Origin of the sequence: Microbulbifer sp. CAU 1566, assembly GCF_023156515.1 — a bacterium.
Taxonomy (GTDB): Bacteria; Pseudomonadota; Gammaproteobacteria; order Pseudomonadales; family Cellvibrionaceae; genus Microbulbifer.
On sequence record NZ_JALNMG010000002.1, the window covers coordinates 725,036 to 751,704 of the forward strand.

Consider the following 26,669-nt stretch of genomic DNA (forward strand, 5'->3'; position numbering starts at 1 on the left):
CACCTGCGCTGCTGTCGGCTTAATTGTGATTATTTTGGTGGGTAACCCCAGGCCCGATTTTATCAGGCCCTCAAACTGTCTATACAGCGCGGGTTATCAGCATATTGCGGATATGGCCGATGGCCCGGGTGGGATTCAGTCCCTTGGGGCATACGTTCACACAGTTCTGAATGCCGTGACAGCGGAATACGCTGAAGGGGTCATCCAGTTTGCCGAGGCGCTCATCGGTGGCGGTATCGCGGCTGTCCGCCAGGAAGCGGTAAGCCTGCAGCAGGCCGGCCGGGCCAATGAACTTGTCGGGGTTCCACCAGAAAGACGGACACGCCGTGGAACAGCAGGCACAGAGAATACACTCGTAAAGGCCGTCCAGCTTTTCGCGCTCTTCCGGGGACTGCAGACGCTCGATCGCGGGCGCCGGTGTGCTGTTCTGCAGGAACGGCTCGATCTTCTTGTACTGGGTGTAGAACTGCTCCATATCCACAACCAGGTCGCGGATAACCGGCAGGCCCGGCAACGGGCGCAGAATCAGCTTGCCCTTAGGCGCTGCTTCGGAGATCGGCATAATGCATGCCAATCCGTTCTTGCCAGAGATGTTCATACCGTCGGAACCGCACACGCCTTCACGGCAGGAACGACGGAAAGAGAGACTCGGGTCTTCCGCTTTCAGCAGTTCCAGCACGTCCAGAACCATCAGGTCCTTGCCCTGGGTGTCCAGCTCGTAATCCTGCATGTAAGGGGCAGAATCGGTTTCCGGGTTGTAACGGTAGATGCTTACTTTCAACATATTGCTTCCGCTCCCGAATTAGTAAGTACGTGCTTTCGGCTCGAACGTATCGACGGTTTTCGGTGCGAAGTTAACCGCACGCTTGCCGACACGCTTTTCAGCCGGGAAGTACATGGAGTGGCACAGCCAGTTCTCGTCGTCGCGCTCCTGGAAGTCTTCGCGGGCGTGGGCGCCGCGGCTTTCGGTGCGGACTTCGGCGGCGATCGCCGTCGCTTCGGCCACTTCCAGCAGGTTTTGCAGTTCCAGCGCTTCGATACGGGCAGTGTTGAAGGCGCGGGACTTGTCTTCGAGACGCACGTTGGCGATACGCTCACGCAGGCCTTCCAGTTTCTTCACGCCTTCGGCCATGTAATCGCCGCGACGGAATACACCGAAGTGGTTCTGCATCACACCCTGCAGCTCGGTGCGCAGGTCAGCCGCCTTCTCACCGTCGTTGGTGGTTTCCAAACGATTCAGGCGCGCCATGGCCGCTTCGATATCGGACTCGGACGCTTCGCGGTTTTCGATACCTTCGCGCAGGGCCTTCTCGATGAACAGGCCGGAAGCGCGACCGAAGACCACCAGGTCCAGCAGGGAGTTTCCGCCCAGACGGTTGGCACCGTGAACAGACACACAGGCAACCTCACCACAGGCGTAGAAGCCATCGATGATCTGGTCATTGCCGGAAGCGTCCTGGGTCAGGGCCTGGCCGTGTACGTTGGTGGGAATACCACCCATCATGTAGTGACAGGTCGGAACTACCGGGATCGGCTCTTTCACCGGATCCACGTGGGCAAAGGTCTTGGCCAGCTCACAGATGCCCGGCAGGCGGCTGTGCAGCAGCTCTTCACCCAGGTGATCCAGCTTCAGGAAAACGTGGTCGCCGTTGGCGCCAGCGCCGCGGCCGTCCAGGATCTCGAGAACCATGGAGCGGGCAACAACGTCGCGGGAAGCCAGGTCTTTGGCGTTGGGCGCGTAGCGCTCCATGAAACGCTCGCCGTCCTTATTGATCAGGTAGCCACCCTCACCGCGACAACCTTCGGTGACCAGTACACCAGCGCCGGCGATACCGGTGGGGTGGAACTGCCACATTTCAATGTCCTGCACCGGCATACCGGCACGCAGGGCCATACCCACACCGTCACCGGTGTTGATGTGTGCGTTGGTAGTAGAAGCGAAGATACGGCCAGCACCGCCAGTAGCAAATACGGTGGCTTTGGACTTGATGAACACCACTTCACCATCTTCGATGCAGATGGCGATCACACCAACAACGGCACCGTCCTGGTTCTTCACCAGATCCACCGCGAACCATTCGTTCAGGAATACGGTGTTGTGCTTGACGTTGTTCTGATACAGGGTGTGCAGCAGTGCGTGGCCAGTACGGTCAGCTGCCGCACAGGTACGTGCCGCCTGGCCGCCGCGACCATAGTCCTTGGACTGGCCGCCGAACGGACGCTGATAGATGCGTCCTTCTTTAGTACGGGAGAACGGCAGGCCCATGTGCTCCAGCTCGAACACGGCTTCCGGGCCTACGGAACACATGTACTCGATCGCGTCCTGGTCACCGATATAGTCGGAACCCTTGACGGTGTCGTACATGTGCCAGCGCCAATCGTCGTTGGGGTCATCGCTGGCGATCGCACAGGTAATACCGCCCTGGGCGGATACCGTGTGCGAACGGGTCGGGAATACTTTGGTGATTACCGCAGTCTTGAAACCAGACTGGGCCATCTGCAGGGCCGCGCGCATACCCGCGCCGCCGCCGCCAATTACGATACCGTCAAAGGTTATTGTTCGCATATTCGACATGACTTACACACCCCACAGAATTTCAATGCCCCACACGGCGTAGAACACGGCAACCGCGCCTAGCAGTACTTCAACCAGAATGCGCAGAACGGTCGCTTTGCCGCCCATCATACGGTTGGTGAGGTAGTCAGTAATCACGGACCAGAGACCGATCCAGGCGTGGGCAATTGTGGAGATCAGGGCAACCAGACTGAACACGCGCACCCAGCGCTGCTCAAACAGTGCAGACCAACTTGCGTAACCGAAATCTTTGGACAGGAAAATAAAACCCACTATAAAGAGGGTGTAAGCCACCAGCACTACGGCACTGACGCGCTGAATGAACCAGTCGTAAAGTCCGCTACGACCAAAACCTGTAACTGCCTTTACCATATCAGGACCCCCGCCAGCAGAATAAGTACAACGGAAAGCACCAGCACGATGACGGCGCCGCGGCGACCACCTTCCAGGCTCTCACCAACACCCAGATCCATAATCAGGTGACGCACACCCGCGATCAGGTGGTAGATGAGCGCAGCGAGGGAAGCCCACAAAATGAGCTTGGCTGGAACGCTGGTAAAAAACTCAGCTACTTTATTGAAACCCTGCTCGGACTCCAGACTGGAATCCAACATGCACAATAGCAGTGCAACCACAGCGAAGAGCACCACACCGGAAATACGGTGAAGAATGGAGACCAACGCTGGCGCGGGGAGCTTAATAGTAGATATGTCTAAATTGACAGGTCTGTTTTTGTTCACAGGAAAAACACCTTGTTGCCCTGAAAGACGGGGCGCCCGTTAATTTTCTATGGTCTGGGCGAGCTTGCCGATCACTTTATGCGCAACCTGTAGAGGTCTTGAACAAAGTGGCCTTACCACGGCGCAAGCCGCGCGGATTATAGGCATTCAAATTTCAAAACACAACGAACCCTGGACCTCGGCGACGGCTTTGTACCAGAAGCAAACGACGCCACGCCATAGACCATAGTATGAGTCGGGCATTTCCCGCCCCCCGAATTTCCATGGCGGATTCGCCCTCCGAGACAGGCAATATCCCTGCCACCCTCTCCAGTTGCGGAAGATCCTGCGGCAACAGAACCGGTCAGCCAGTTCAATTTGGTTTGACAATTTGGGGCGTGGCACTTAAGTTTGGCCGCGCTCAAAAGCCCGCTAGCCCCATATCCGCGTCCGGATGCAGCCAACGAAGGCCCTCCGAGCCCGCAGAATCCGGCCCTTTCCGGGTTTTGCACCTGCTGAATTAACACCTGTGATAGCCCTTCCCATAAAAAGGTGATCACAGGTGAGCGCGGAACGCGCCCTTCTCGGGCCGTAGGATCACAGAAAACATTCAGTGATTTGTGTGGAAATAAGAAAGCTGGCAAAAGAATAGTTTTTAGGAGTCCACAATGTCCGACAAGAAAGCTCAACTAACGGTCGACGGTATCGACGCCCCATTCGACCTGCCGGTCTACTCCGGCACTGCCGGTCCTGACGTTGTCGATGTCAGCAGCCTGGCCAGCCAGGGCCTGTTCACCTACGACCCGGGCTTTATGTCCACCGCCTCCTGCGAATCCAAGATCACCTATATTGATGGCGCCAAAGGCGTACTGCTGCACCGCGGCTACCCCATCGAGCAACTGGCGGAAAAATCTGACTACCTGGAAACCTGCTACCTGCTGATGAACGGCGAGCTGCCAAATGCCCAGCAAAAGAAGGAATACGTCAACAGCATCATGAACCACACCATGGTGCACGAATCTCTGGTCAACTTCTTCAAGGGCTTCCGCTACGACGCCCACCCGATGGCCATGATGTGTGGCGTAGTTGGCGCCCTCGCCTCCTTCTACCACGACTCCCTGGATATCACCGATCCCGAACACCGCAAGATCTCCGCGGATCGCCTGATTGCCAAAATGCCGACCCTGGCTGCCATGTGCTACAAGCACAGCAAAGGCCAGCCGTTCATGTATCCGGACAACAGCCTCAGCTACTCTGAGAACTTCCTGCACATGATGTTCGGCAACCCCTGTGAGCCGAGCAAGATCGACCCGGTTGTGGCCAAGGCCATGGACGTGATCTTCCTGTTACACGCGGACCACGAGCAGAATGCCTCTACTTCTACCGTGCGTCTGGCCGGCTCCTCCGGCGCCAACCCCTTCGCTTGTATCTCTTCCGGTATTGCCACCCTGTGGGGCCCGGCACACGGCGGCGCCAACGAAGCGGTTCTGAACATGCTGCAGGAGATCGGCGACGAGAGCCGTATCGACGAGTACGTAGCCAAGGCCAAAGACAAAAACGATCCGTTCCGCCTGATGGGCTTCGGTCACCGCGTCTACAAAAACTTCGACCCGCGCTCCCGCGTCATGCAAGGTATCTGTGACGAAGTCTTGGGTGCCATGGGTGCAGAAAACGATCCGCTGCTGAAAATCGCCAAGCGCCTCGAAAAGATCGCACTGGAAGACGAATACTTCGTCGAGAAGAAACTCTACCCGAACGTGGACTTCTACTCCGGCATCATTATGAAAGCCATCGGTATTCCCACCGATATGTTCACCGTGATCTTCGCGACCGGCCGCACCGCGGGCTGGATTGCGCACTGGAACGAAATGATCTCCAACCCGTACAAAATCGGTCGCCCGCGTCAGCTGTACACCGGCTACACCCCGCGCGATTACGTATCCCTGGACAATCGCTAAGCGATTACTCCAGAGTAAAAAAGCCCGGCTACCGCCGGGTTTTTTTATGCGCGAATAGAAAGGCTTGTTTGAAAGCTAAATAAAAGCTCACACCACCTCGAAAGGTACCTTCGTACCAATAGACGCCCCCTCCCTTTATATTTGCCCTGCCTCTGTCTTTGTTCCTTTCTATCTACTCAATCTGCCTTTGCGCCTAGTCACCTTTACACGCCTCGATATGCCCTTCTTTCCAGTCTCTAGTTAGAACGGTTGTTATCAATTAGCCCACTATTGTGGAAAAACCTTTCCGCTTTCTTTACTGGCGCTATTCTCGCCCAAAGAAAATTGTGACAAAATTCTCACAACAACTAATAAATAGGAAATTATTCCCAAAAAAACAGTTTAAATCACGCCCGGGCGCGGCAAAATTCCTACTCCCCTTTATCTGTGATAAAGCCACAACAACATTCAGATAAACCCGATAAAAGGCTCTCGACTATGTTCCGCATTTTTTCCGGCAAATCCCGTAGCAACACGCCTGCTACTGCCCGCAACGCCTCAGGCAGCGGACAAGGGCGTACCATCAGCTATGACCCATCCCTAATTAACGCACTGAAAAGTGATCACCATGAGCTTATCGGGATTTTCCAACGGATCTGGTCAGAGGGGTATGAAAGACAGGACTTTCGCAAAGTTGCCGAACTGCTCAAAGCCTTTAAATCCACATTTCAGGCGCACCTGATCAAAGAGAATGTCAGCTTCTATGTGTACCTGGAGCAATCGCTCGACAACGATTCGCACACGCTGCAAATTGTTAAGGATTTTCGCAGCGATATGAATGACATCGCGAATGCCGTAGTGCAGTTCTGTAAGCGCTATTCGAGAGACGTTTTTACCGGCGATATGCTGATGGACTTCAAGCGGGATTACGAAAAAATCGGGGAAGCGCTGACCCGCAGGGTTTCACTGGAGGAGCGGGAGCTCTACACGCTTTACCACGCGTCCTGATCCAGCAATATCCAACTGTTGACCGCTTAGCGGCCCCCGACTCCCCTCAGTGATACCCGTGGGATTCGGATTGATACCAAGAAAAATAACAAAAGCAGGCTTGATGATGACTCGAGGGAAGACCCGGATTTCGGGTGTATGGATGTACTCGGGGGGTATTTGTGGCTGAAACCGCTGATTTAACACGGCAAGCGTCACTAAAGTCCCATACGGAACAGCAGCCGGAATACCCGGTATATGTCATCGTCGGTGCTGGCCCGGTCGGTGTCCGCTGCGCGCAGCGATTACTGGAATACAGCAGTGACGCCCAGGTAGTACTGTTCGGTGCTGAAAATGAAGCGCCATATAATCGGGTTCGTCTTTCTCAATATTTATCCTGTGAACTCTCGCTGGAAGAAATCGGCAACCCCGTCCAACGGGAGTCCAGTGGGCGCCTGACCGAATATCACAATCGCCCGGCGGCTCGTATTGACCGGAGTGCTCGACTGGTCATTGACGAAGACGGCAACGCCCAGCCCTACACCAAGCTGATACTGGCCACCGGTTCACGGCCTCTGGTTCCAGAGATTCCCGGGGCGCACCTAAATAGCATCATCCCCTTCCGCAACTTACGCGACGCTCGAGACTTGGCTGCACTCCGCGACCGCAGCCAGACAATTATCGTGGTCGGTGCCGGCGCCCTCGGGCTGGAAGCCGCTGCCGCACTCAAAACACCCAAGAACAAAGTGGTATTGCTGGCGCGCGCGGGTCTGCTGGGGGGGCAACTCAGTAATACTTCAGAAAACTACCTGAAATCCGCACTGACTACGCTCCAAATCGAACTGATGACGGAAGTGCAGATCCGCGCTTTTGAAGGAGATAGCGCGGTAGAGCGCGTTCTGCTTTCCAATGGAGAAAGCCTGAGCACCGATGCAGTCGTATTGTGTACGGGTATCACGCCAGAAGTGACACTGGCACAGAACTGCGGGCTAAAAACCGGTCGCGGCATCCAGGTTTCCCCCTATATGGAAACCAACGATCCGGATATTTATGCCATCGGCGAGTGCGCGGAATATGACAGCCGCATCTATCAGTTGGTGCGCCCCGGCTTCGAGCAGGCGGAAATCTGCAGCCAGCACATTTGCAGCGCCTCCCCCGGCCCCTACGAGGGCAGCCGTGCCGACATTGAACTCAAGGTTGCGCATATCCCCTGCACCCTGCTCGGACAGACCGCACCTGACGCCTATGATCAGATTACCGTATACCGGTTTGAAAACCGGTTTCGGGGGCTTTGCCGGGAGCTGTATCTAAATAACGGGGCACTTGTGGGCGCCATTATTATTGGCCCCTGGGATGAGAGACTGCGAGTCAGTGAGGCCATCACTGGTGGCGAACAACTCTCCACCAAAGCACTGAACAAGTTTGAGCAGGAAGGCTATCTCTGGCAGTCACAGGTCAACCAGAGTATCAAACAACAACCGGACAGCTATCTGGTATGCCAGTGTAATGGTGTCAGTAAAGGCGAACTGTGCACAGCCATCGCCAACGGCAAGCGCACAATACAGGACCTCGAGATAGAAACCAGAGCGGGCTCGGTCTGCGGCAGTTGTCGCCCGATTATGGCGGAGTTACTCGATACGCCGGCACCCAATCTGGTTATGCGCCATGCAAATGGCATCCTGCTGATTTCACTCTTGTCACTGGTATTGATTGCTCTGGCCGCACTGGTGCCAGCCCCGAATGTCAGTGACAGCGTGCAGGTAAACTGGTATCTGAAAAATCTCTGGTACGACAACTTCTGGAAACAGGTAAGCGGCTACACCCTGCTGGCACTTTGCCTGCTCACGGCAAGCCTCAGCCTGCGAAAGCGCTGGATAAAGCACAATCTTGGCCACCTCGATCACTGGCGCTACTTCCACAGCATTATCGGCTGTGTCGCGCTCGTAGCACTTATCGTCCACACCGGCTTTCGGCTGGGGGAAAATCTCAACTTTGTATTGATGCTGGTTTTTCTCGCGGCTACCTGTACCGGCTCCCTGGTAGGCGTATTCATGGCACGCAACCATCACTGGACAGATCTCAAGCTCCGCGAACATCGAAAATGGTGGTCGCGGGTACATTACGCACTCCTGTGGGCGCTACCGGTTCTGCTCTTCTACCATATTCTCGCCGTGTATTACTTTTAGATGAAAAACTATAAATTCAAGTTCTGGCATTACGGCCTTTTGCTGACCCTGCTGGCGGTTGCGCTCATCACATACAACCTTGAGGCCTCGGACAAGTCCTATTTTCTGAGTGGCGAAACAAGCCACGGTCACCACCAGGTCGAAATGGCCTGTAGCAGCTGTCATGGAGACGGCTTCGCAGGCCAGGACTTTATCCAGCAAGCCTGCCTCAATTGTCATCAAGAGGAACTGCTGGAAGCGGATGATAGCCACCCCAGAAAAAAGTTCCTCGACCCACGCAATGCGGGGTTACTTAACCACCTGGATGCCCGGCTTTGTGTTAGTTGCCATACAGAGCACAAACCAGAAATCACCCATGACATGGGCGTAACCCTGGCCGGAGACTTTTGTGTTCACTGCCATAGCGATATTGCAGAGAATCGACCCAATCATGCCGGCTTCGGCTTTGAGACCTGCGCCAGTGCCGGTTGCCACAACTATCACGACAACCGCTACCTCTATGAGGACTTTCTGGTTGCACAGATGGGCTCGCAGGACTTGCTGCCCGGAGGCAAGCTTCCGGAGCGGTCCGCTCTTGCCCACTGGCAAAGTGCGCACCCCCAGAGCGTACCCCTCAACATTGACGACGCCGACCTCAATCCACAGGAATTTTCCCTGGAAATCACACCGGAAACACTGGCGAATATTCACCGCGACTGGTCTTCCAGTATTCATGCACAAACTGAAACCAACTGTCGTCAATGCCATGTCGATGGGCGTTTGCAATTCACCAGTGCAGAAATTGTGAATGTGTGCGGTAACTGCCATGAAGCGCAACGTGAAAAGTTCACCCAGGGCAAACACGGACTTCGTCTGTCTGCCAAGCTACCAGCGTCATTCAGGGAGAACACCGGAGCCATGACACCGGTAGAAGCCCATGTTGCGATGAAAGAATCCGCAAATGCCGAACTCAACTGCACCAGCTGTCATCAAGCACATGAGATAAATACACGCTACGCCGCTGTTGAGGCATGCCTTGGGTGCCACAATGACGAACACAGCCTGGCCTACCGCGCATCGGCACACTTCGATACCTGGCAGAAAGACGCCTCTGGCGGGGTAAGCTGCGCCAGTTGTCACCTGCCGCGGGAGTTACACAATGGGGAGTTACTGGTAAACCATAACCAGAATCACAATCTTCGTCCCAATGAAAAAATGCTGCCTGTTTGCCTGAACTGCCACGGCGCTGAATTTGCAATTGCAGCACTGGCGGATAGGCAACAAATAGAAAGTAATTTCAGCGTGCCGCCATCAAAAGGACATGAAACATTCAAGCTGATACGTGAGCGAATTGCCGAAATAAAATCCAGCAAGTAATCCCATCAGGAGGGGAAATCATGCGTACTCGTGCCTTTGTTTTAGCTACCGCCGCAGCGCTTTCAGGCTGTGGAGAAAAAACCGGTATCGAACCTCAGCGAATGGCTGACGCCATTTTTGCAGTAATCGAAGCAGACCGTGCCAGTTACACCAATTTTGTCGTCAACCGTCTGCAGAACGAAGAGAAGGTAATCAAAGCGGATGAGCACTGGAAAGACAATCAGGCACTCCCCCTCCCCGCCCAAATGATGCGCATGGGTGCAGAACGGGTCGCGGAACAAGAGGCCGGATTCAATTATGCCCTGCTCTCCCAGTGGGCCATCAACAAGCAGAACAAGCCTCGTACAGACCTCGAGCGCCAGGGCCTGTCGTTTATTGTCGATAATCCGGGGCAGAATTTTTACGGCACCGAAACCCTGGGCGACACCGAGTACTTCACGGCGATTTATCCGGATGTCGCGGTCTCTCCCGCCTGTGTTAGCTGCCACAACGATCACGTCGACAGCCCGCGTAAAGACTTCGAGCTGGGTCAGACCATGGGTGGCGTGGTGATTCGTTTCCCGATGTAAGTGACGCGACAGAAACGAAGAGCTGGTCAACCGTGAATAAGGCGGACTGACCTTAAAAAAAAGGGGACGCTTTTCAGCGTCCCCTTTTTTGTTTTTCCGCAGTGTAATTCTCAGGGCAGATTGTGGACATGGCTGCCCACAGGACCCGAGAAGATACCACCGTCGTTCATATCCCAGTTGATGGACCAGGTCATCACGCCATTAAAGCTCGGGTATGCCTGACTGGGCGTCAGAGTGCCACAGTTCAGTTGTTGCGTCAGACAGTCCAGAGCACGGTTGATATCCGCCGTCGTGGCAAAGCCACTCCCCGCAGCGCGCGGACCTGAGGGCAGTGCCAGACCGACCTGATCCGGGCGCAAACCTTCAAAGAAGCCGGCATTGCCGTAACCGAGTGGGAAGCCTTCGATCAGCATCAGTGCCGAAGACACCATCATATCCACCGAGCCCGCCGCGTAGGCTGATCCTTGATAAGGCGTAGCCAGACCGCCATTGTTGTACAGCTGCACATGCAGCAGATCCAGCTCGTTGCGCAACTGGTCAATCATCGGCAGATAGGCCCCCCAGATACCGGTATAGGACACATAGCCACCCTGCACATAGGGATGCTCCGGTGCCATGGACAGGTACATGTTCGGGTATTGCTGCTTCAGCTGCTTGACCGCATCCACCATGTTCTGGATGACCGGTGCACCGTGCATAACGCCCGCGCCGGATTCCAGGTCAATATCAATACCGTCGAAACCATACTCGTCGATCATCGCCGCAGTACTGGCAACAAAATTAGCCACATTCTCTGCCGTGTTCAGAGTCACGGTACCCTTCTCACCTCCGTAAGAGGCAATCACGATTTTACCCGCCGCGCGCTTGGCCGCGATATCAGCGATAAACTGCTGCTTGTCGAGCCCCGGATCCAGGTTGAATGCAATATTGCCGTTGCCCGCGTCGTCCACAAAAGCCACTACGATCACGTCCCACACATCGGAAACTTCGCTGATGCGATACAGGCCGGAACCATTGTCGAAGTTGTGCCAGTAACCTACCAGCGCATGTTTCGGCAGTAATCCACTATTGCCACCGGAAGAACTACCACCCGAAGAGCTGGAAGAGCCGGAGCCACTCGAGGACGAGCTGGAGCCACCACTGGAGGAGCTACTGGACGAAGAGCTGCCACAGTCACCAGCCTGACTCCAGGCGTCTTCCCAGTGAGCCCCCTCACCCGGCGCATAAGCCCAGGCGGCATTGGACGAGCACCAGCCGGCGATATTGCACTGGAATTCCTGGCCAACGTTTTGTACCAGCTGCCCAGCAGCGTAGCTGGTGCCAGCAACATATTGCACGGAAATACAGGAGCCGCCGCCGGAACCGCCACTCGAGCTTGAGGAGCTGGATGACGAACTGGACGAAGAGCTGGAGGAGCTCGAAGAAGAACTGGAGGAGGAACTGGAGGAAGAGCTCGACGAAGAACTGCCATCGCAAGCGCCATCGTATTTCCAGTGTGCCCAGGTTCCGGAGTGTGTTACCGGATCATTGTTTTGCGTCCAGTAATTCGCGGTGTAAGCGTTGCCCAGATGTTGGACCGGATTACCGCCCACATAAATGGCGCTAGCTTCCCAATCCGGGCGCGCACTACAGTCGACTGCCGCCGCCTCGAACGAAAATAGCCCGATAGCAAACAGGCTCAGTAATTGCCTTTTCATAGGGTTTTCCTAAGTTATTTTTTTAGGGAATGGTCGGAAACAACGTCGAAAAGAACAGAGGGCGCCTTGGCGCCCTCTGTTTACTGCTTTAGTACTTAGTTACAAGTCGCGTCGCCGATCTCTTCCCAATCGGAAGAGACGCCCGGCTCGCTTTGGGTCCACCACTTGGCACGGTAGCGCTTGCCGTTGTGGTTCACTTCATCACCGCCACTGTAGGCAGTGCTGGCATTCCAGGGCACTTCTACGTCGCTGATGAGTTTCCAGTCCGCCGAGCTGAAACCAGGCTCTTGCTGGGTCCAGTACTTGGCTTCCCATACCAGCTGGTCGTAGCTCACCTGGTCACCGCTCAGGTAAACGCCGGACTGCCACGCCGGGTAAGTACCCGCGCTCGGATCGATAAGCTCACAACCACCGCCGGTGCTGTTGGTCACCAGTACAGAAACATCGGCGCTGACAGAATCGAGACCGTCGCTGACGGTAACGGTCAGAGTAAAGGTCGTATCCTGGTCAACCTGCGGCGCGGTTACGGTAATACTTTCACCGGAGCCTGTTTCCATACCGCTCCAGGTGTAGGTGAGTGTATCGCCGTCGGCATCAGTACCAGTTGCAGTGATGGTGCTGCTGGCACCTTCCGCAATGGTGACGCTCGGCGCTACAGATACTTCCGGGGGCGTATTGGCGTCTTCAGGCAGCAGGAAGATGCTGACCTGATCCGGGGTATCGTCACTCAGGCTGCCGTCGCTGACGGTCAGTGCGAACACCAGGACTTCCTCAGCACTCACCGCAGCAGCGGAGAAGCTCGGGCTGGCAGAAGTGCTGTCGCTCAAAGTGACGGTAGTGCCCTGTACCTGAGTCCAGCTGTACGTCAGCGCATCGCCGTCCGGGTCACTGGAACCAGTGCCGTTCAGGGTTACGGTGGCCGGGGTCACAACCATTTGATCGTCACCCGCATGAGCGCTGGGCGCACGGTTGGGCTGATCCGCCAGTACGGTGACGGAAACCTGGTCGCTGCTGCTGGCATTGCTGTCGTCAGTAACCGTCAGCTCGAATACCAGCTCTTCATCAGTGGTAACGCTCGGCGCGGTGAAGCTGGCGCTAACACTGCTCGGGTTCTGCAGGGTTACGCTGCTACCGGAAACCTGAACCCAGCTGTAGGTCAGGGGATCATTATCCAGGTCGCTGGACGTGCTGCCGTCGAGCGTTACAGTGACGCCACCATCCACGGTCTGATCACCACCGGCGCGCGCGGTCGGGGTGCGGTTGTTCTGACCGTCACCGTGGCCGAGGCTCTCGTGCATGGCATTCAGGATATCGCCGTTGTCCGCGTCGATTTCCCAAGAGAAAAGACCAGCCAGGCTTTTGGACTGCACATAGGCGCCCTTGGCCAGTACCGAACGATGGTTATCGTAAGTGATCAGATCACCGGTACTCGGCTTGAACATGTAAGGCGCTTCGGCAGTTGCGTCGTAGTACTCTTCCCACTCACCGGTCGCAAGGCGGCCAACGATGTCGCGGTAGTCCACAACACCGGCTTCCCAGGTACCTGCCACTTTGCCGGTGGCAGTACCGGTCATGTGGTCGTTACCGCTCCAGCCGGAAACACCGGTCCAGCCGCGGCCGTACATGGCGGCACCGACAACCAATTTACCCGGATCCACCCCCAGGCCCAGCAGGTTCTGGATGCCATTGTCCGAGGTGTAATCGGTATCCGGTCTCCAGGCCGGTGCATAGAGCGCAGTCTGGTGGCCCAGAACATCGTTGCTCCAACCGCCGTAGAAGTCGTAAGTCATTACGAAGAAGTAATCCATGTACTGCTGTACATTCGCGTAATCCACGTCTTCGATTTTGTCGGAACCGGCACCAATCGCAGAAGTCAGCTCGTATTCGCGGCCGGTTTCCTGCTCAAGGTTATCCAGCATTGCACGCAGGTCGCGCATCAGCAGGCGGTAAGTTTCGCCATCGATAGCCGCATCACCCAGGTTGGGGTTGGCTCCCTGGCCACCCGGGTATTCCCAGTCGATATCCACACCGTCGAAGAATTTCCAGGTGCGAACAAATTCTTCGACGGAGTCCACGAAGGTTTTACGCTTGGCGGCATCGCTGAAGAAATAGAAGGGGTCGGACAAGGTCCAGCCGCCGATGGACGGCAGGATTTTCAGGTCTGGATAGGCCTGTTTCAGGGCCATCAGCTGACCGAAGTTCCCTTTGTAGGGGTCGGAATAAGTCTGGCCTGCCTGGGATTTTTGCACTGCGGCAAACGGGTCGTGCAGGGAGACCTTGAAGTCTTCACGGCCGGAGCAGGAGCGCTGCAGCGCGGCAAAGCTGCCTTCAATTTCTTTCAGGCTGTCGTTAATGCCGTCGCCACCACAGATGGGTACGAAACCGTAAATGATGTGGGTCAGGTTATAGGCAGGAATCATGTCTACGGAGAACTTGCGCCCGTAAACGCCCCACTCCACAAAGTAAGTACCAACAACCGAGTTGCTGCTGTTGGTATAAGGCTGGTTGTTCTCACCAGCGGTCAGAGTAATCGGGTCCAAATGACTGCCGTCGGTATCTGCAACCACGATGTTGGTTGCTGCAGAAGTTGCGCAGCCATCGTCATTACACAGGGCAACCTGGAGTTCGTACTGACCACCCTGGCTGACCTGCAGCGTCGCGGTGCCAGTCTGGGTTTCGCCGCCACTGAGGCTCTGCTCGAGTACTACCTGACCATTCAGCAGGTACTGGGCACTGGTCGCCGGATCACCGGACCACTTAGACCAGGAAACGGGAACTTCCGCATAGTCATTGACGGTCAGCAGCTGCTCGTAAGCAGTGGCCGCATCGTCCACCTCGATAATACCGAAGCTGGTTTCCATCCAGTCGATGGTGGGTGCGCCGGGCGCTGCAATAGCTGAGGAACTGGCGAGGCCGAGCGCCAGGAGTGCGCGGCGCCAGTGGCTTGGAGTGAGCCCTTTCATTGATGTTCACCTTGTCGTTATCTTTTATGGGTAAGGGTCTATCAATGAGAGCAGCGTTTTGTGTTCCGCCATACCTCGACGGGCTTCGCTGCCCCCGATTGAACGGCATTCAACTGCTTATGCCGGTACATCTGTTACTTCAGTGTTCAACAACCTCTTGAACAGGTACCTCTGGATCGCCCGCTTGTGGCCCGGGCCAATGACACCGCTGTCATTTTTAATAATAAATTGACAGCGGTGTCATTACTTTTTCACGATACTCCGATAGCAAGGTTTTTGACCAGCCCCCTGAGGCAGTCTTGAGAGGTGAGTCACATGAAGAAATCAGTTTATGGCGGGAAAAATATCTTATTGCACTAAGCCGTACCGCTGTTCCAGGCCCCAATCACCGAAAAGAGAGCACCGAAAAGAGTACGAAAGCTAACCAAAAACGAAAGCGGCCGACATCACATCGGCCGCCTCTGCCCCATTTACCCAATCAAGCTGACTGAAACTTCCCGCTGTTCGCCTCGCTGAAATCATTTTTCAGACCAGTGGCTACCCGCTGTGGGCCTATTTACGGTCATGTTCAGTCTCGGTTACGGACCGCTTCTTGTTGGCACTCCACCTCGTCTCGCGATGGGGGAGTCTTCCCGGGACAGTTACCAGTGTAGTGTGGGTCCCTCTACTACCACACTTTCTTCTCATTTTTTAATCACCTGGGGCATTGAGGTTACACACCTGTTGGGAGCCCCTCGGGCGCACCATACACTCCACGAGCAATGTCCGAGCAATGCAAGCGGAGTTTTTATGCAGTTCCGAACAATTAAACGAACAGGTCTGATTTCAACACTGGCTTTCACCCTGGCAACGGTTGGCTGTGCCAATATGAGTGACAGCGATCGCCGTGTTGGTACCGGTATCGGTATTGGTGCGGTAACCGGCGCTTTGGTTACCGGTGATGTAGGTGGTGCCGCGGTTGGCGCCGCTATCGGCGGCGCCAGTGGCTGGCTCTACGATCGCAGCAAGAAAAGACACTACCGCTATGACCGTTACGGTCGCCGTGTCTATCGCTAAGCATGCCCGATAAACACAACTACATGAGCCTCCTTTCGAGGCTCATTGTTTTTTCAGGGGTTTGACCAGTCCCTCCAGCCCTTCGATTTTTATCTCCAGGGTTATCGCCATCAGGTGCCCCAGCCTGCCATTGGGAAAACCCTTCTTCGCAAACCACAGCAAATACTCTTCTGGCAAATCAATCAACGGGCGTCCCGCGTATTTGCCAAATGGCATGGGCATACGAGCAATATCCACCAAATCCTGCTTTTCCAATCCAATACCCTGTAACAAATTTCATTGGCAGCCATTCTACACCGGACGGCCCATAGCTCCTCTCTACGCCGCCCTGTACCCCAGGCATTTTCTCTATCGCAATACTTATGAGAGTATCTAAACCACTGGGTTTCAGGACGATTGATGTCCAGCCTCGAAACCCGTACATTTTTTGAACATGGCGCGGTAACTTCCGCGTAACGTTGAAGGATTCACAGTGAAACATAACGACAAATATCTACCGCCATCTCTCGGAAAGGTGTTCGGTCTTTCTCTCAGCATTGCCCTGCTGACCGCCTGTGGTAAACCGGCAGAAAACACCCAAGTCACAGCGAAAACCGATACCACAGCGGAAGCTCCTGCGACCGATACGGCCACCGTTTCCACCGAAGGCATGTGGATGCCGCGCCAGCTGCCGGAACTGGGTGACAAACTGAAAGAACTCGGCCTGGAGCTGGATCCGAAAACCATGACGGATCTGACCAAATTCCCGATGAATGCCGTAGTGAGTCTTGGCGGCTGCTCCGCATCCTTCGTCTCTCCGCAGGGCCTGGTTGCCACCAATCACCACTGCGCCTATGGCTCCATTTCCTACAACTCCACCGAAGACAACGACCTCCTGGCCAACGGCTTCCTCGCCAAAACCCTGGAAGAAGAACTGCCCGCAGCTCCCGGCTCCCGTATCTACGTTACCGTGGATATGCAGGAAGTCACCGACAAAGTGAAGAGCAAGCTCAGCGATGACATGGATGGAGCCACCCGCTTCAAGGCCATCGAAGACGCCGAGAAAGCCCTGGTGGCCGATTGTGAAGCCGATCCCGGTCACCGCTGTGAGGTTTACAGCTATTACGGCGGTGCCAGCTACTACCTGATCAAACAGCTGGCCATTCGCGATGTACGCCTGGTGCACGCACCGGCCGCGTCTATCGGTAAATTCGGTGGCGACATCGACAACTGGATGTGGCCGCGCCATACCGGCGACTACTCCTTCCTGCGCGCCTATGTGGGCCCGGACGGCAAGCCCGCCGACTTCGCCAAAGACAATGTACCCTACAAGCCCAAGCACCACCTGAAAGTCGCCACCGAAGGTCCGAAGGAAGGCGATTACGTGATGGTTGCCGGCTACCCAGGCCGCACCAACCGCTACCGCACCGCGGAAGAAGTCAGCAACAACTTCAGCTGGTACTACCCCACCATGCAGAAAGTACTGGCGGAATGGTCTGAAGTGATCGGCAATGCCACCGAGAACAACAAGGACGCCGCACTCAAGTACGCAAGCCTGGTTGCCGGCCTCAACAACTACTCGAAAAACTTCACCGGCATGATGGAAGGCTACAACCGCAGCGACCTGCTCCAGCGCAAACAGCAGCTGGAAAAAGACCTGCAAGCCTGGATCGAAGCCAACCCGGAGTCCAAGAAGAAATACTCCTCGGTAATTTCTGACCTGCAGCAGCTGATTGCAGAAGAGCAGTCCACCCAGGAACGCGACCTGCTGCTGGGCTACATGAACCGCTCTGCCATGCTGAGCAGTGCACAGCGCCTCTACCGCCTCAGCCTGGAGAAGCAGAAGCCGAATATGGAGCGCGAGCCCGGCTACCAGGAGCGCGATATGACCCGCTTTAGCGAGAGCATGAAGCGCATCGAGCGCAACTTCGAGCCGACCGTGGACCAGGCCATCTGGACCTACTTCCTCGAGCGCTACAACGCCCTGCCCCAGGACCAGCACCTGAAAAGCTTCGACGGCTTCTTTGCCGGCGAGCTGAGTGGCGATGCCCTGCAGCAGAAACTCGCTGCCATGTATGAAAAAACCGGCCTCACTGACACCGAAGCCCGCCTCGCGTGGATGGAAAAATCGCCGGAAGACTTCCGCAACAGCGACGATCCTTTCATCCAGCTGGCCGTTGCCACCTACGACGATCGCTTCGCTATCGAGCAGCGCGACAAGGCCATGGCCGGTCGTTTCGCCGAGCTTCGCCCGCAGTACATGGACCTGCTGATTGCCTACTACAACGAGCAGGGTAAACCCGTTTACCCGGATGCCAACAGCTCCCTGCGCCTGACCTACGGTCTGGTAAAAGGCTACACCCCGCCCGCCGGCACCATCAAAGGCGCAGCCGATGGCAACGATGGTAAAGACGGCTTTGTACCCTTCACCACCCTGCGCGGTATCGAAGCCAAATACACCGGTGAAGATCCTTTTGACGCGCCCCAGGCACAGCTGGATGCGATCAAGAACAAGGACTACGGTCGTTTCTATGATGAGCAACTGGACTCGGTTCCGGTGAACTTCCTGACCACCGTAGACATTACCGGCGGTAACTCAGGTTCCGCTACCATGAATGGCAAGGGCGAGTTTATCGGCCTGGTATTCGACGGTACCTACGACAGCATCAATGCGGACTGGGACTTCAACGACAATACCCGTGCGATTCACGTGGATGTGGAATACATGCTGTGGGTCATGGAGAAGATCGACCACGCCGACAACCTGCTGGAAGAAATGGGTGTTGCCGCACCTAAAGACTGATAGCAAAAGCAAGAAATAAAAAAGCCGGCATATGCCGGCTTTTTTATTTACAGTAATTTGGTCTTGGTTTTCCCGCACCGCTGACAGCGGTATTCGGTTACCAGCTTCCCTTGTTTCACATCAAATTTGCGCTCGGTCACCACAATCCATTTGTGAAAGCCATCGCGACACAGGCTGCTACCCTTGTGTTTTTCCCAGGCAGTCTTTCTCTTGAATGGTAGAACGTCACCCATAATTTTCTCTCTCAGACTTCAGCGCCAGCCGCATGGGCCGACGCCCAAGCCCACTGAAAATTGTAGCCACCCAGCCAACCGGTCACGTCCAGCACTTCGCCAACGAAATATAATCCCGGCTGCTTCTGGCTCTCCATGCTGCGAGATGAAACCTCATTGGTGTCTACTCCGCCCAGAGTCACTTCTGCGGTGCGGTAGCCCTCGGTTCCCTCGGGCACCAGCTCCCAGGTCTGCAGCTTTTCTCCCGCTTCTCGCAGTGCATGTTCGCTGTACTGCTTCAGGGGTTTACTCTCCAGGCCGTTCCTCTGCAGGAAGAACTGCACCAGTTTTTTGCTCCAGAGTTCCGCCAATACTGTGTGAAGGTAGCTCTCGGTCTTACTCCCCCGCTGTTCGCTCAACCACTCGGGAAGATTCAGCCCCGGAGCCAGATCCAGCGCTACCTTCTTACCCTCGCGCCAGTGACTGGATATCTGCAATATCGCCGGGCCGCTCAGTCCTTTGTGGGTAAACAGCATCTGCTCGTGAAAACTGCCCTGCTCGCAACTGGCGTTCACCGGCAGCGACGTTCCCGGTAACTCCTGCTGTCGCGCCAGTGCACGCTTGTTCAGGGTAAAGGGTACCAACGCTGCACGAGTGGGGATTATGTTGTGGCCAAATTGTTTGGCAATTTCATAGCCAAACCCCGTCGCTCCCATGGTGGGAATCGACAGCCCGCCGGTGGCGATTACCAGGGATTCGCACACCACCTTGCCCAGCGAGGTGTGCACTTCAAAACCTTTTAACCCGCCTCCCAGCGGCTCGATGCGCTGAATATCGCAGCGGGTCCGGATCTGGGCTTTGGCTTCCCGACATTCGGTTAACAGGAGATCGACAATATCCCGGGACTTGTTATCGCAGAACAGCTGGCCGAGGGTTTTCTCGTGGTAGGGAATCCCGTGCTTTTCCACCAGCGCAATAAAGTCCCACTGGGTATAGCGGGCCAGGGCGGATTTACAGAAGTGGGGATTTTCGCTGTAGAAATTATCCGGCGCCGTGTACAGGTTGGTGAAGTTGCAGCGGCCGCCGCCGGACATCAGGATTTTTTTGCCGACTTTGTTGGCGTGGTCCAGCACCAGCACACTGCGCCCGCGCTTGCCCGCCACCGCCGCGCACATCAGGCCGGCGGCACCGGCGCCGATGATCAACACATCGGCCTGGGCAGGAAAATCTGTCATGGCAAAAGGTCGTCAGATAACAATCAGGTCTTCGGCAGAGTGACGCCACGCTGGCCCTGATATTTGCCACCGCGATCCTTGTAGGACACATCACAGATTTCGTCGGATTCGAAGAACAGCATCTGCGCCACACCTTCATTAGCGTAGATCTTCGCGGGCAGATTGGTGGTGTTGGAGAATTCCAGGGTCACGTGCCCTTCCCACTCCGGCTCCAGTGGCGTCACATTCACAATGATGCCGCAGCGGGCATAGGTGGACTTGCCCAGACAGATAGTCAGTACCGAGCGCGGAATACGGAAGTACTCTACGGTGCGGGCAAGCGCGAAGGAATTGGGCGGAATGACGCAGTAATCGCCAGTAACGTCCACAAAGCTGTCTTCATCAAAGGCTTTGGGGTCCACAGTCGCCGAGTGCACGTTGGTGAAGATCTTGAACTCACTGGCACAGCGTACATCGTAGCCGTAACTGGAGGTGCCGTAGGAGATCAAGCGGTCGCCTGATTCACCATGGCGTACCTGGCCCGGCTCGAAGGGCTCGATCATCCCCTCATTCTCGGCCATACGACGAATCCACTTATCGGATTTGATGCTCACCCTGTCCCCTCGCTTGTTCAATTCTGGCGGTCGTTAAAGAGGCCGAATCATAGCCGGTTTACCCTGTGCAAAAAAGTGCCAGTCTACCTGGTACGGGCTTGCCGACACTGGATGACTACTGTATAAATTGCCAGTAGATACTGTATATGCAACCAGTCAACCCCTTGCAGACCGCCAGTGTGGAGCCAACAGATCGTGAACAGCGCCGAAAACTTCATGCAAAACAAACAGTTAAGTAATCAGACCGAAAATCAGTCCCTGCAGCGGCTACTGACCCGGCCGGATATCTGGCAACTGGCCAACCGCCAGCAACAGCGCCGCACCGGAATCAGCAGCGGCTATCGCGGTCTCGATGCACTGCTCGCCAATCATGGCTGGCCCCGCGGCGCCACCACCGAGTTTCTGGTCGATAAAGCAGGAATTGGTGAAATGTCCCTCATCCTGCCCACCCTGGCAGAAATGACTCGCCAGGGACGTATGGTGATACTGGTCAACCCTCCTCATATCCCCTACGCACCGGCATTGGTACAGGCCGGGGTACAACTGGAAAAGCTGCTGATACTGCACCCCCGTGGCCAGCGGGACCAGTTGTGGGCCGCAGAGCAGTCCCTGCAATCCGGGGCCTGTGGTGCCCTGGTGAACTGGCAGAACAGCGAGACTCCGGCAGACAAGGACCTGCGTCGCCTGCAAATTGCCGCACGTGAGGGCGACTGCCTGCACTTCCACTTCCGCCCCGGTTCCAGCGCCTTGAGTCCCTCCCCCGCCACCCTGCGCCTGCAACTGAAGAGTGATGGCGAGCAGCTGGCGCTGCATCTGCTCAAGCAATTGAACGGTAAATCCGGCCAGCGCATACACCTGGCCCGCAATCCGAGGCTGGTTCGCCGCGACCAGCCGCTGCACTAATTTCAGGCGCAACGGGAGGACAGCACATGCTCTGGCTCTGTATTCAGTTTCCCCGACTGCCATTGGAAGCCCTCACCCGCGCCGGGCGCAAAGATAGTGAGAGCACCCCTCTGGCCGTTACCGATGGCAACCTGATCCTGGAGGCCAACGCCACAGGGCATGCACGCAACGTAGCCTCGGGACTGACGATTGCCACCGCCTGCGCCTATTGCCCCGAACTGGAACTGCTGGAACGCGACCCGGAGCGGGAGTCCCAGCTGCTGCAACAGCTTGCCCAATGGGGCTACAGCTTTACCCCGGTGGTATCCCCGCGCGGCAGTGCGCACCCCGGCGAGAAAAAAGGCAAAAAGAAAGACCAGGGGGATGACGGCCCCGCCTGCCTGTTTCTGGAGCTGAGTGGCAGCCTCAAGGCCAATGGCGGCCTGGCCCCGCTGTTACAACAACTGCGCAAAGAGCTGCGCAAGATGCGTATTAGCCATGTCATGGGCCTGGGCCACAGCCCCAGCGCCGCACACCTGCTGAGCCAGTTACCTGAGCACCGCCTGTGGCTCGAAGAAACCCAGAGCCCCCCCAGCCCACAGCAGTGGCGCCAGTGGATCAGCTTCGCCCCCAGCAAACTGCTGGACTGTAACAACAAAGCCATCGCCAAGCTCTACGCCTGCGGTATCAAACGGGTCAGCCAGCTCCTGGCCATCCCCCTGTCGGAAGTGGGCAATCGCTTCGGGCGCAGTTTTATCGACTACCAGGCACGCCTGAACGGCACCCGCCCGGACCCGGTACCCAGCTACGAGCCACCCGCAGAGTTTCACAGCGAACTCTTTTTCCCCAGCCCGCTGGATAACAGCGAACAACTTCTGTTTCCCGCCGGACGCCTGGTGCGTGAACTCTGCCGGCAACTGCAGCGGCGCCAACTCTACAGCCAGCAATTGTGCTGGATACTGGACTACGGTAGCCGCGGCAGCCAGCAGGTCAATGTCGAGATTTCCCGACCGCTATTTGATCCCCAGCGCCTGATCGCACTTACCAAGCTGCAGCTGGAGCGCGTGACACTGCAAGAGCCGGTACAGGCCCTGTCCCTCAAATGTCAGCAGCTGCGGCCACTGGAGAGCCAGACGCTACGTGAAGATTTCTTTGATGAAGGCAGCAAGGTTCACGAGAGCTATCAGCTGATCGACAAACTCAAGGCTCGCCTGGGCCATCAGGCGCTGTCCGGTGTCACCCTCAAGGAGAGTTATCTCCCTGAGCAGGCCTGGCAGAGTGCCGACAGCCTCAGTCTCCACAGCCGCCCCCGCGGCCACAACCTGCATCCGGTCAACGCCCCCCGTCCAAGCTGGCTGCTGCCACGACCAGACAGAATCCAGCAGCGCGATCACAAACTCTTTTACGATGGCGAGCTGCAATTGCTTCAGGGGCCGGAGCGTATCGACGGTTACTGGTGGCAGCACCATCGCCATGCCCGCGATTACTACATCGCCCGCAGCGAGTTGGGGAGCCTCTACTGGGTGTTTCAGGACCTGACATCCGAAGACTGGTTTCTCCACGGGGTCTATTCCTGACACCCCCTCTGCACCTCAGAAGTACCCATATCCATTGCATGCAGTACGCCGAACTCTTTTGCCAAAGCAATTTTTCCTTTCTGCAGGGCGCTTCACATCCGCAGGAACTGATCACCAGCGCCCACCAACTTGGTTACTGCGCCCTCGCCATTACCGACGAGTGCTCCATGGCCGGCGTGGTGCGCGCATACGCTGCGCTGGAAAAACTCAAAGCTGAAGGCAGTCGACTGAAGCTGATCTGCGGCAGCTTCTTCCGCCTGCAGGAAGACGCCCAACAGCTGGTATTACTGGCCCCCAATAAACTCGCTTACAGTGAGATCTGCCAGATCATTTCCACTTCCCGCCTGCGAACGGAAAAAGGGCAATATCAAACCTACCTCCAGGACATTTTTGACCATTGCCAACATAGCATCTGCCTGTGGCTACCCGGAGCTGTACCACTGACATTCCCCCCCATATTGAAAGAGCACTTCCGGGACAGACTGTACATAGCACTCAACAACCGTCTACAGCCAGAACAAAACCTGTACCTGCAACAGATAAAAGAACTCGCGCACGCGGAACAGATACCACTGCTTGCGACCAATGCCGCACTCATGCACAGCCGCACCCGCAAGCCCCTTCAGGATGTACTCAATGCCAATTATCACAACTGCACTCTGGATCAGCTGGGTTATCGGCTGGAGCAGAATGCCGAGCGCTATCTGCGCTCGCTGCGGGAAGTCAAATCCCTATTTCCCCAACAGGCCATTGAAAACAGTGTAAAAGTTGCCAATCAATGCCAGTTCAGTCTCGCAGAACTGCGCTACCAGTATCCTTCGGAGGTTCTACCTGCAGGAAAAAACGCAAGCGCTCACCTGCGGGAACTGGTCGAAGAGGGCATCAAGAAACGCTGGGAAAATGGCCCTGAAGCGCATATTCAGCAGCAGATTGAAGTGGAACTGACACTGATTGCTGAACTGCGATACGAGCACTACTTCCTCACCATTCACGATATTGTTCAGTTCGCTCGCAGCCAGCATATTCTTTACCAGGGGCGCGGCTCTGCTGCCAATTCGGTGGTGTGCTATTGCCTGTTCATTACCGAGATTGACCCACATCAAATCGGGCTGCTGTTCGAACGCTTTATCTCTCGTGAGCGCAACGAGCCACCGGATATCGATGTGGACTTCGAGCATGAACGGCGGGAAGAAGTCATCCAGTACATCTACCGGAAGTACGGCCGTGAGCGCGCGGGCCTCGCCGCCACCAAGATTACCTACCGCTTCAAAAGCGCGCTGCGGGATATCGGCAAAGCCCTGGGGCTGGGCGCCGCGACCATCGAGCGCTTGCAGGCCGAACGCACCTGGTGGGATAAACTGGAAGACTTCCCCCGTCAAATGCAAAAAGCTGGTATAGCTCCAGATAGCACTACCGGCAAAATGCTGCCCCTGTTACTGACACAGATTTACGGTTTTCCACGTCACCTGTCGCAGCACGTAGGTGGCTTTGTCATTACCGAGCAGCCGCTCAGTCAGCTTGTACCGATTGAAAACGCCGCGATGGACGATCGCACTATCGTACAGTGGGACAAGGAGGACATTGAAGACCTGAAGCTGATGAAGGTCGACATACTCGCACTGGGAATGCTCACCGCCCTGCGCAAGTCCCTGACCTACATGGGGCTCTATGGACCCCGCATGCGCCTGCAGGACATACCCGCCGATGACCAAGCGGTATACGAGATGATGTGCCGTGCGGACACCGTCGGAGTCTTCCAGATCGAGTCCCGCGCACAGATGAGTATGCTGCCGAGACTACAACCACGGAAGTTTTACGAGCTGGTGATCGAAATCGCCATCGTCCGTCCCGGCCCCATCCAAGGTGGCATGGTGCACCCCTACCTTCGCCGCAAACAGAAACTGGAAGCGGTCACCTATCCGCATGAAAACCTGCGCCCGGTACTCGAGCGCACCCTGGGAGTACCGATTTTTCAGGAACAGGTCATCAAACTCTCGATGGTCGCCGCAGGATTCAGTGGTGGCGAAGCCGACAGCCTGCGTCGCGCCATGGCCAGCTGGGGGAAAAATGGCGACCTGATTCAGTTTCGGGAAAAACTTATTCAAGGCATGCTCGCCAATGGCTATGAATATAACCTTGCCGAGCGCCTGTTCGAGCAGATGAAAGGCTTCGGCTCCTACGGATTCCCTGAGTCCCACTCCGCCAGCTTTGCCCTACTTGCATATTTCTCCGCATGGATCAAACACCACCACCCCGCCGCCTTCTATTGTGGCCTGCTCAACAGCCAACCCATGGGCTTTTACGCACCAGCGCAGCTTGTCTATGACGCTCAGCGTCATAATGTGAACATACTCCCTATTAACGTGCAGCACAGCCACTGGCAGCACCGCCTGGATCTCTCACAGCCAAATTCGCCTGCGTTGAGATTAGGGATGCGGCTCATCAAAGGGCTAAAAGAAGAAACCGCCGAAGCAATCGGTACACAACAGGAACAAAAACCATTCATCGACCTGCAAGACTTCCACCAACGGGTTTCCATCTCGCCAGAAGAACGGGCATCCCTGGCACAGGCTGATAGCTTTCACTCGCTCACTGAAAGCCGCTATAAAACGACCTGGCAGGCACTCAGCCTCCAACTGGAAACCCTGTCACTGGCTACCCACCAACCCGAAGTCAGCCAAGAAGATCAGACCTATAGCGACTACCTAAGCACTGGCCTGAGTCTGAGGGAGCATCCAATAGCCCTGATACGTAAACAACCAAAATTCCGTGACCTGCTAAAAGCCGCAGACCTAAGCCACTGCCAGAACGGTCAGATCGTAAAAGTACTAGGCCTGACAACATGTCGCCAACGCCCCGGCAGTAACTCCGGCGTTATGTTTCTCACCCTTGAAGACGAAACCGGAGTCATCAACGTGGTCCTATGGGAACAGATACAAAATCGTTATCGCCCTGAGATTACTGGAGGAAACATTCTCGTCGTCAGTGGCCCAGTACAGGTATCAAAAGAAGGAAGAGAAAACAGTTACCCCGTAATACACCTCGAAGGGCGCTGGATCCACTGTATAAAGTGGGATGAATTACAGAGTATACGCAGCTTCCACTAGGTGAAGCTGCGTGCAAAGGCGGGTTAGGTTCCCAGCATATTGCCCGACATTGTTATGCATGATGTAGCTCCTGAAGCCTTGCAAAGACCGGGTCCAACCTCCTATTCTTTAGGTGGTCTTACCCACGATAAGTAGACACCCTAACTACGCGCATTTGCGCTCAAATTCCGCTGGGCTGAGATGCCCAATAGCGGAGTGCCTACGTACTCGGTTATAGAACACTTCGATGTACTCAA

General features: G+C 55.9%; 21 protein-coding genes. 10 read left to right on the forward strand and 11 right to left on the reverse strand.

The window, feature by feature from the left end:
- Positions 1–79 precede the first annotated feature (79 nt).
- Genes M0G74_RS08305 through sdhC form a run of 4 tightly spaced genes read right to left on the reverse strand, consistent with a single transcriptional unit; the run spans position 80 to position 3,315 of the window.
- Positions 80–784, reverse strand: a complete 705-nt coding sequence (locus M0G74_RS08305; RefSeq protein ID WP_160153140.1) for a succinate dehydrogenase iron-sulfur subunit — start codon at positions 782–784, stop codon at positions 80–82.
- Positions 785–802: 18 nt separating this feature from the next.
- The gene (gene sdhA / locus M0G74_RS08310; protein ID WP_248216128.1) at positions 803–2,575 is read right to left on the reverse strand and encodes a succinate dehydrogenase flavoprotein subunit; all 1,773 of its coding nucleotides are present in this window, start codon (positions 2,573–2,575) and stop codon (positions 803–805) included.
- A 3-nt stretch (positions 2,576–2,578) separates the two neighbouring features.
- Positions 2,579–2,947, reverse strand: coding sequence for a succinate dehydrogenase, hydrophobic membrane anchor protein (gene sdhD / locus M0G74_RS08315; RefSeq protein WP_160153138.1), 369 nt, complete (start codon positions 2,945–2,947; stop codon positions 2,579–2,581).
- Positions 2,941–3,315, reverse strand: a complete 375-nt coding sequence (gene sdhC, locus M0G74_RS08320) for a succinate dehydrogenase, cytochrome b556 subunit (RefSeq protein WP_160153137.1) — start codon at positions 3,313–3,315, stop codon at positions 2,941–2,943. Before sdhC ends, sdhD begins: the two co-directional genes overlap by 7 nt.
- Positions 3,316–3,962: 647 nt before the next feature.
- Between sdhC and gltA the strand changes: the two genes are divergently transcribed.
- The 5 genes from gltA to M0G74_RS08345 all read left to right on the forward strand — a co-directional run bounded on the left by gltA (position 3,963) and on the right by M0G74_RS08345 (position 10,329).
- Entirely contained in the window at positions 3,963–5,252 is a 1,290-nt protein-coding gene (gene gltA / locus M0G74_RS08325; protein ID WP_160153136.1) for a citrate synthase, read from the forward strand.
- 477 nt (positions 5,253–5,729) lie between these two features.
- Complete coding sequence (locus M0G74_RS08330; RefSeq protein WP_248216130.1) at positions 5,730–6,239, forward strand: hemerythrin domain-containing protein; 510 nt, start codon at positions 5,730–5,732, stop codon at positions 6,237–6,239.
- A 161-nt stretch (positions 6,240–6,400) separates the two neighbouring features.
- Positions 6,401–8,404: an FAD-dependent oxidoreductase gene (locus M0G74_RS18350; RefSeq protein WP_248216140.1), complete on the forward strand. Its 2,004-nt coding sequence runs from the start codon at positions 6,401–6,403 to the stop codon at positions 8,402–8,404.
- A complete protein-coding gene (locus M0G74_RS08340) occupies positions 8,405–9,760 on the forward strand; it encodes a cytochrome c3 family protein (RefSeq protein ID WP_248216144.1) in 1,356 nt (451 codons plus the stop codon).
- 101 nt (positions 9,761–9,861) lie between these two features.
- Positions 9,862–10,329 carry a DUF3365 domain-containing protein gene (locus M0G74_RS08345; protein WP_248216146.1) on the forward strand — a complete coding sequence of 156 codons (468 nt, stop codon included), beginning with the start codon at positions 9,862–9,864 and terminating at the stop codon, positions 10,327–10,329.
- Positions 10,330–10,439: 110 nt separating this feature from the next.
- On the opposite strand, the gene M0G74_RS08350 is transcribed toward M0G74_RS08345, so the two are convergent.
- Positions 10,440–12,026: a glycosyl hydrolase family 18 protein gene (locus M0G74_RS08350; protein ID WP_248216156.1), complete on the reverse strand. Its 1,587-nt coding sequence runs from the start codon at positions 12,024–12,026 to the stop codon at positions 10,440–10,442.
- Between the two features lie 95 nt (positions 12,027–12,121).
- Positions 12,122–14,989 (reverse strand): glycosyl hydrolase family 18 protein, encoded by a 2,868-nt coding sequence (locus tag M0G74_RS08355; RefSeq protein ID WP_248216157.1) that lies wholly within the window; start codon positions 14,987–14,989, stop codon positions 12,122–12,124.
- 789 nt (positions 14,990–15,778) lie between these two features.
- Between M0G74_RS08355 and M0G74_RS08360 the strand changes: the two genes are divergently transcribed.
- Positions 15,779–16,045 (forward strand): hypothetical protein, encoded by a 267-nt coding sequence (locus M0G74_RS08360; protein WP_160153129.1) that lies wholly within the window; start codon positions 15,779–15,781, stop codon positions 16,043–16,045.
- Between the two features lie 42 nt (positions 16,046–16,087).
- Here the strand turns inward: M0G74_RS08360 and M0G74_RS08365 are convergent, their stop codons facing one another.
- Complete coding sequence (locus M0G74_RS08365; protein ID WP_282450071.1) at positions 16,088–16,300, reverse strand: DUF3820 family protein; 213 nt, start codon at positions 16,298–16,300, stop codon at positions 16,088–16,090.
- A gap of 217 nt (positions 16,301–16,517) precedes the next feature.
- Between M0G74_RS08365 and M0G74_RS08370 the strand changes: the two genes are divergently transcribed.
- Complete coding sequence (locus M0G74_RS08370; protein WP_348983696.1) at positions 16,518–18,827, forward strand: S46 family peptidase; 2,310 nt, start codon at positions 16,518–16,520, stop codon at positions 18,825–18,827.
- Positions 18,828–18,874: 47 nt separating this feature from the next.
- On the opposite strand, the gene M0G74_RS08375 is transcribed toward M0G74_RS08370, so the two are convergent.
- Genes M0G74_RS08375 through dcd form a run of 3 tightly spaced genes read right to left on the reverse strand, consistent with a single transcriptional unit; the run spans position 18,875 to position 20,867 of the window.
- Positions 18,875–19,060 (reverse strand): hypothetical protein, encoded by a 186-nt coding sequence (locus M0G74_RS08375; protein WP_248216158.1) that lies wholly within the window; start codon positions 19,058–19,060, stop codon positions 18,875–18,877.
- 11 nt (positions 19,061–19,071) lie between these two features.
- Positions 19,072–20,274, reverse strand: a complete 1,203-nt coding sequence (locus M0G74_RS08380; protein WP_248216159.1) for an NAD(P)/FAD-dependent oxidoreductase — start codon at positions 20,272–20,274, stop codon at positions 19,072–19,074.
- Between the two features lie 23 nt (positions 20,275–20,297).
- Complete coding sequence (gene dcd / locus M0G74_RS08385) at positions 20,298–20,867, reverse strand: dCTP deaminase (RefSeq protein ID WP_160153124.1); 570 nt, start codon at positions 20,865–20,867, stop codon at positions 20,298–20,300.
- A gap of 216 nt (positions 20,868–21,083) precedes the next feature.
- Here dcd and imuA point away from each other — a divergent pair, with 216 nt between their 5' ends.
- From imuA to M0G74_RS08400, 3 genes are read left to right on the forward strand one after another with little or no spacing between them, the layout of a single operon-like run.
- Positions 21,084–21,770 carry a translesion DNA synthesis-associated protein ImuA gene (gene imuA / locus M0G74_RS08390; RefSeq protein WP_248216160.1) on the forward strand — a complete coding sequence of 229 codons (687 nt, stop codon included), beginning with the start codon at positions 21,084–21,086 and terminating at the stop codon, positions 21,768–21,770.
- Positions 21,771–21,796: 26 nt separating this feature from the next.
- Positions 21,797–23,326 (forward strand): DNA polymerase Y family protein, encoded by a 1,530-nt coding sequence (locus M0G74_RS08395; protein ID WP_248216161.1) that lies wholly within the window; start codon positions 21,797–21,799, stop codon positions 23,324–23,326.
- A gap of 38 nt (positions 23,327–23,364) precedes the next feature.
- Positions 23,365–26,433, forward strand: a complete 3,069-nt coding sequence (locus M0G74_RS08400; RefSeq protein ID WP_248216162.1) for an error-prone DNA polymerase — start codon at positions 23,365–23,367, stop codon at positions 26,431–26,433.
- Between the two features lie 144 nt (positions 26,434–26,577).
- Here the strand turns inward: M0G74_RS08400 and M0G74_RS08405 are convergent.
- Positions 26,578–26,669, reverse strand: a 92-nt coding sequence (locus M0G74_RS08405; protein ID WP_248216187.1) for an IS3 family transposase, incomplete at its 5' end; no start/stop codon positions are given.

What these genes read in the sequence shown, in the direction of transcription:
- M0G74_RS08305 (WP_160153140.1), bottom strand. Translation starts at nt 784, where the DNA reads ATGTTGAAAGTAAGCATCTACCGTTACAACCCGGAAACCGATTCTGCC.
- sdhA (WP_248216128.1), bottom strand. Translation starts at nt 2,575, where the DNA reads ATGTCGAATATGCGAACAATAACCTTTGACGGTATCGTAATTGGCGGC.
- sdhD (WP_160153138.1), bottom strand. Translation starts at nt 2,947, where the DNA reads ATGGTAAAGGCAGTTACAGGTTTTGGTCGTAGCGGACTTTACGACTGG.
- gltA (WP_160153136.1), top strand. Translation starts at nt 3,963, where the DNA reads ATGTCCGACAAGAAAGCTCAACTAACGGTCGACGGTATCGACGCCCCA.
- M0G74_RS08330 (WP_248216130.1), top strand. Translation starts at nt 5,730, where the DNA reads ATGTTCCGCATTTTTTCCGGCAAATCCCGTAGCAACACGCCTGCTACT.
- M0G74_RS08340 (WP_248216144.1), top strand. Translation starts at nt 8,405, where the DNA reads ATGAAAAACTATAAATTCAAGTTCTGGCATTACGGCCTTTTGCTGACC.
- M0G74_RS08345 (WP_248216146.1), top strand. Translation starts at nt 9,862, where the DNA reads ATGGCTGACGCCATTTTTGCAGTAATCGAAGCAGACCGTGCCAGTTAC.
- M0G74_RS08350 (WP_248216156.1), bottom strand. Translation starts at nt 12,026, where the DNA reads ATGAAAAGGCAATTACTGAGCCTGTTTGCTATCGGGCTATTTTCGTTC.
- M0G74_RS08355 (WP_248216157.1), bottom strand. Translation starts at nt 14,989, where the DNA reads ATGAAAGGGCTCACTCCAAGCCACTGGCGCCGCGCACTCCTGGCGCTC.
- M0G74_RS08360 (WP_160153129.1), top strand. Translation starts at nt 15,779, where the DNA reads ATGCAGTTCCGAACAATTAAACGAACAGGTCTGATTTCAACACTGGCT.
- M0G74_RS08375 (WP_248216158.1), bottom strand. Translation starts at nt 19,060, where the DNA reads ATGGGTGACGTTCTACCATTCAAGAGAAAGACTGCCTGGGAAAAACAC.
- M0G74_RS08380 (WP_248216159.1), bottom strand. Translation starts at nt 20,274, where the DNA reads ATGACAGATTTTCCTGCCCAGGCCGATGTGTTGATCATCGGCGCCGGT.
- imuA (WP_248216160.1), top strand. Translation starts at nt 21,084, where the DNA reads ATGCAAAACAAACAGTTAAGTAATCAGACCGAAAATCAGTCCCTGCAG.
- M0G74_RS08395 (WP_248216161.1), top strand. Translation starts at nt 21,797, where the DNA reads ATGCTCTGGCTCTGTATTCAGTTTCCCCGACTGCCATTGGAAGCCCTC.
- M0G74_RS08400 (WP_248216162.1), top strand. Translation starts at nt 23,365, where the DNA reads ATGCAGTACGCCGAACTCTTTTGCCAAAGCAATTTTTCCTTTCTGCAG.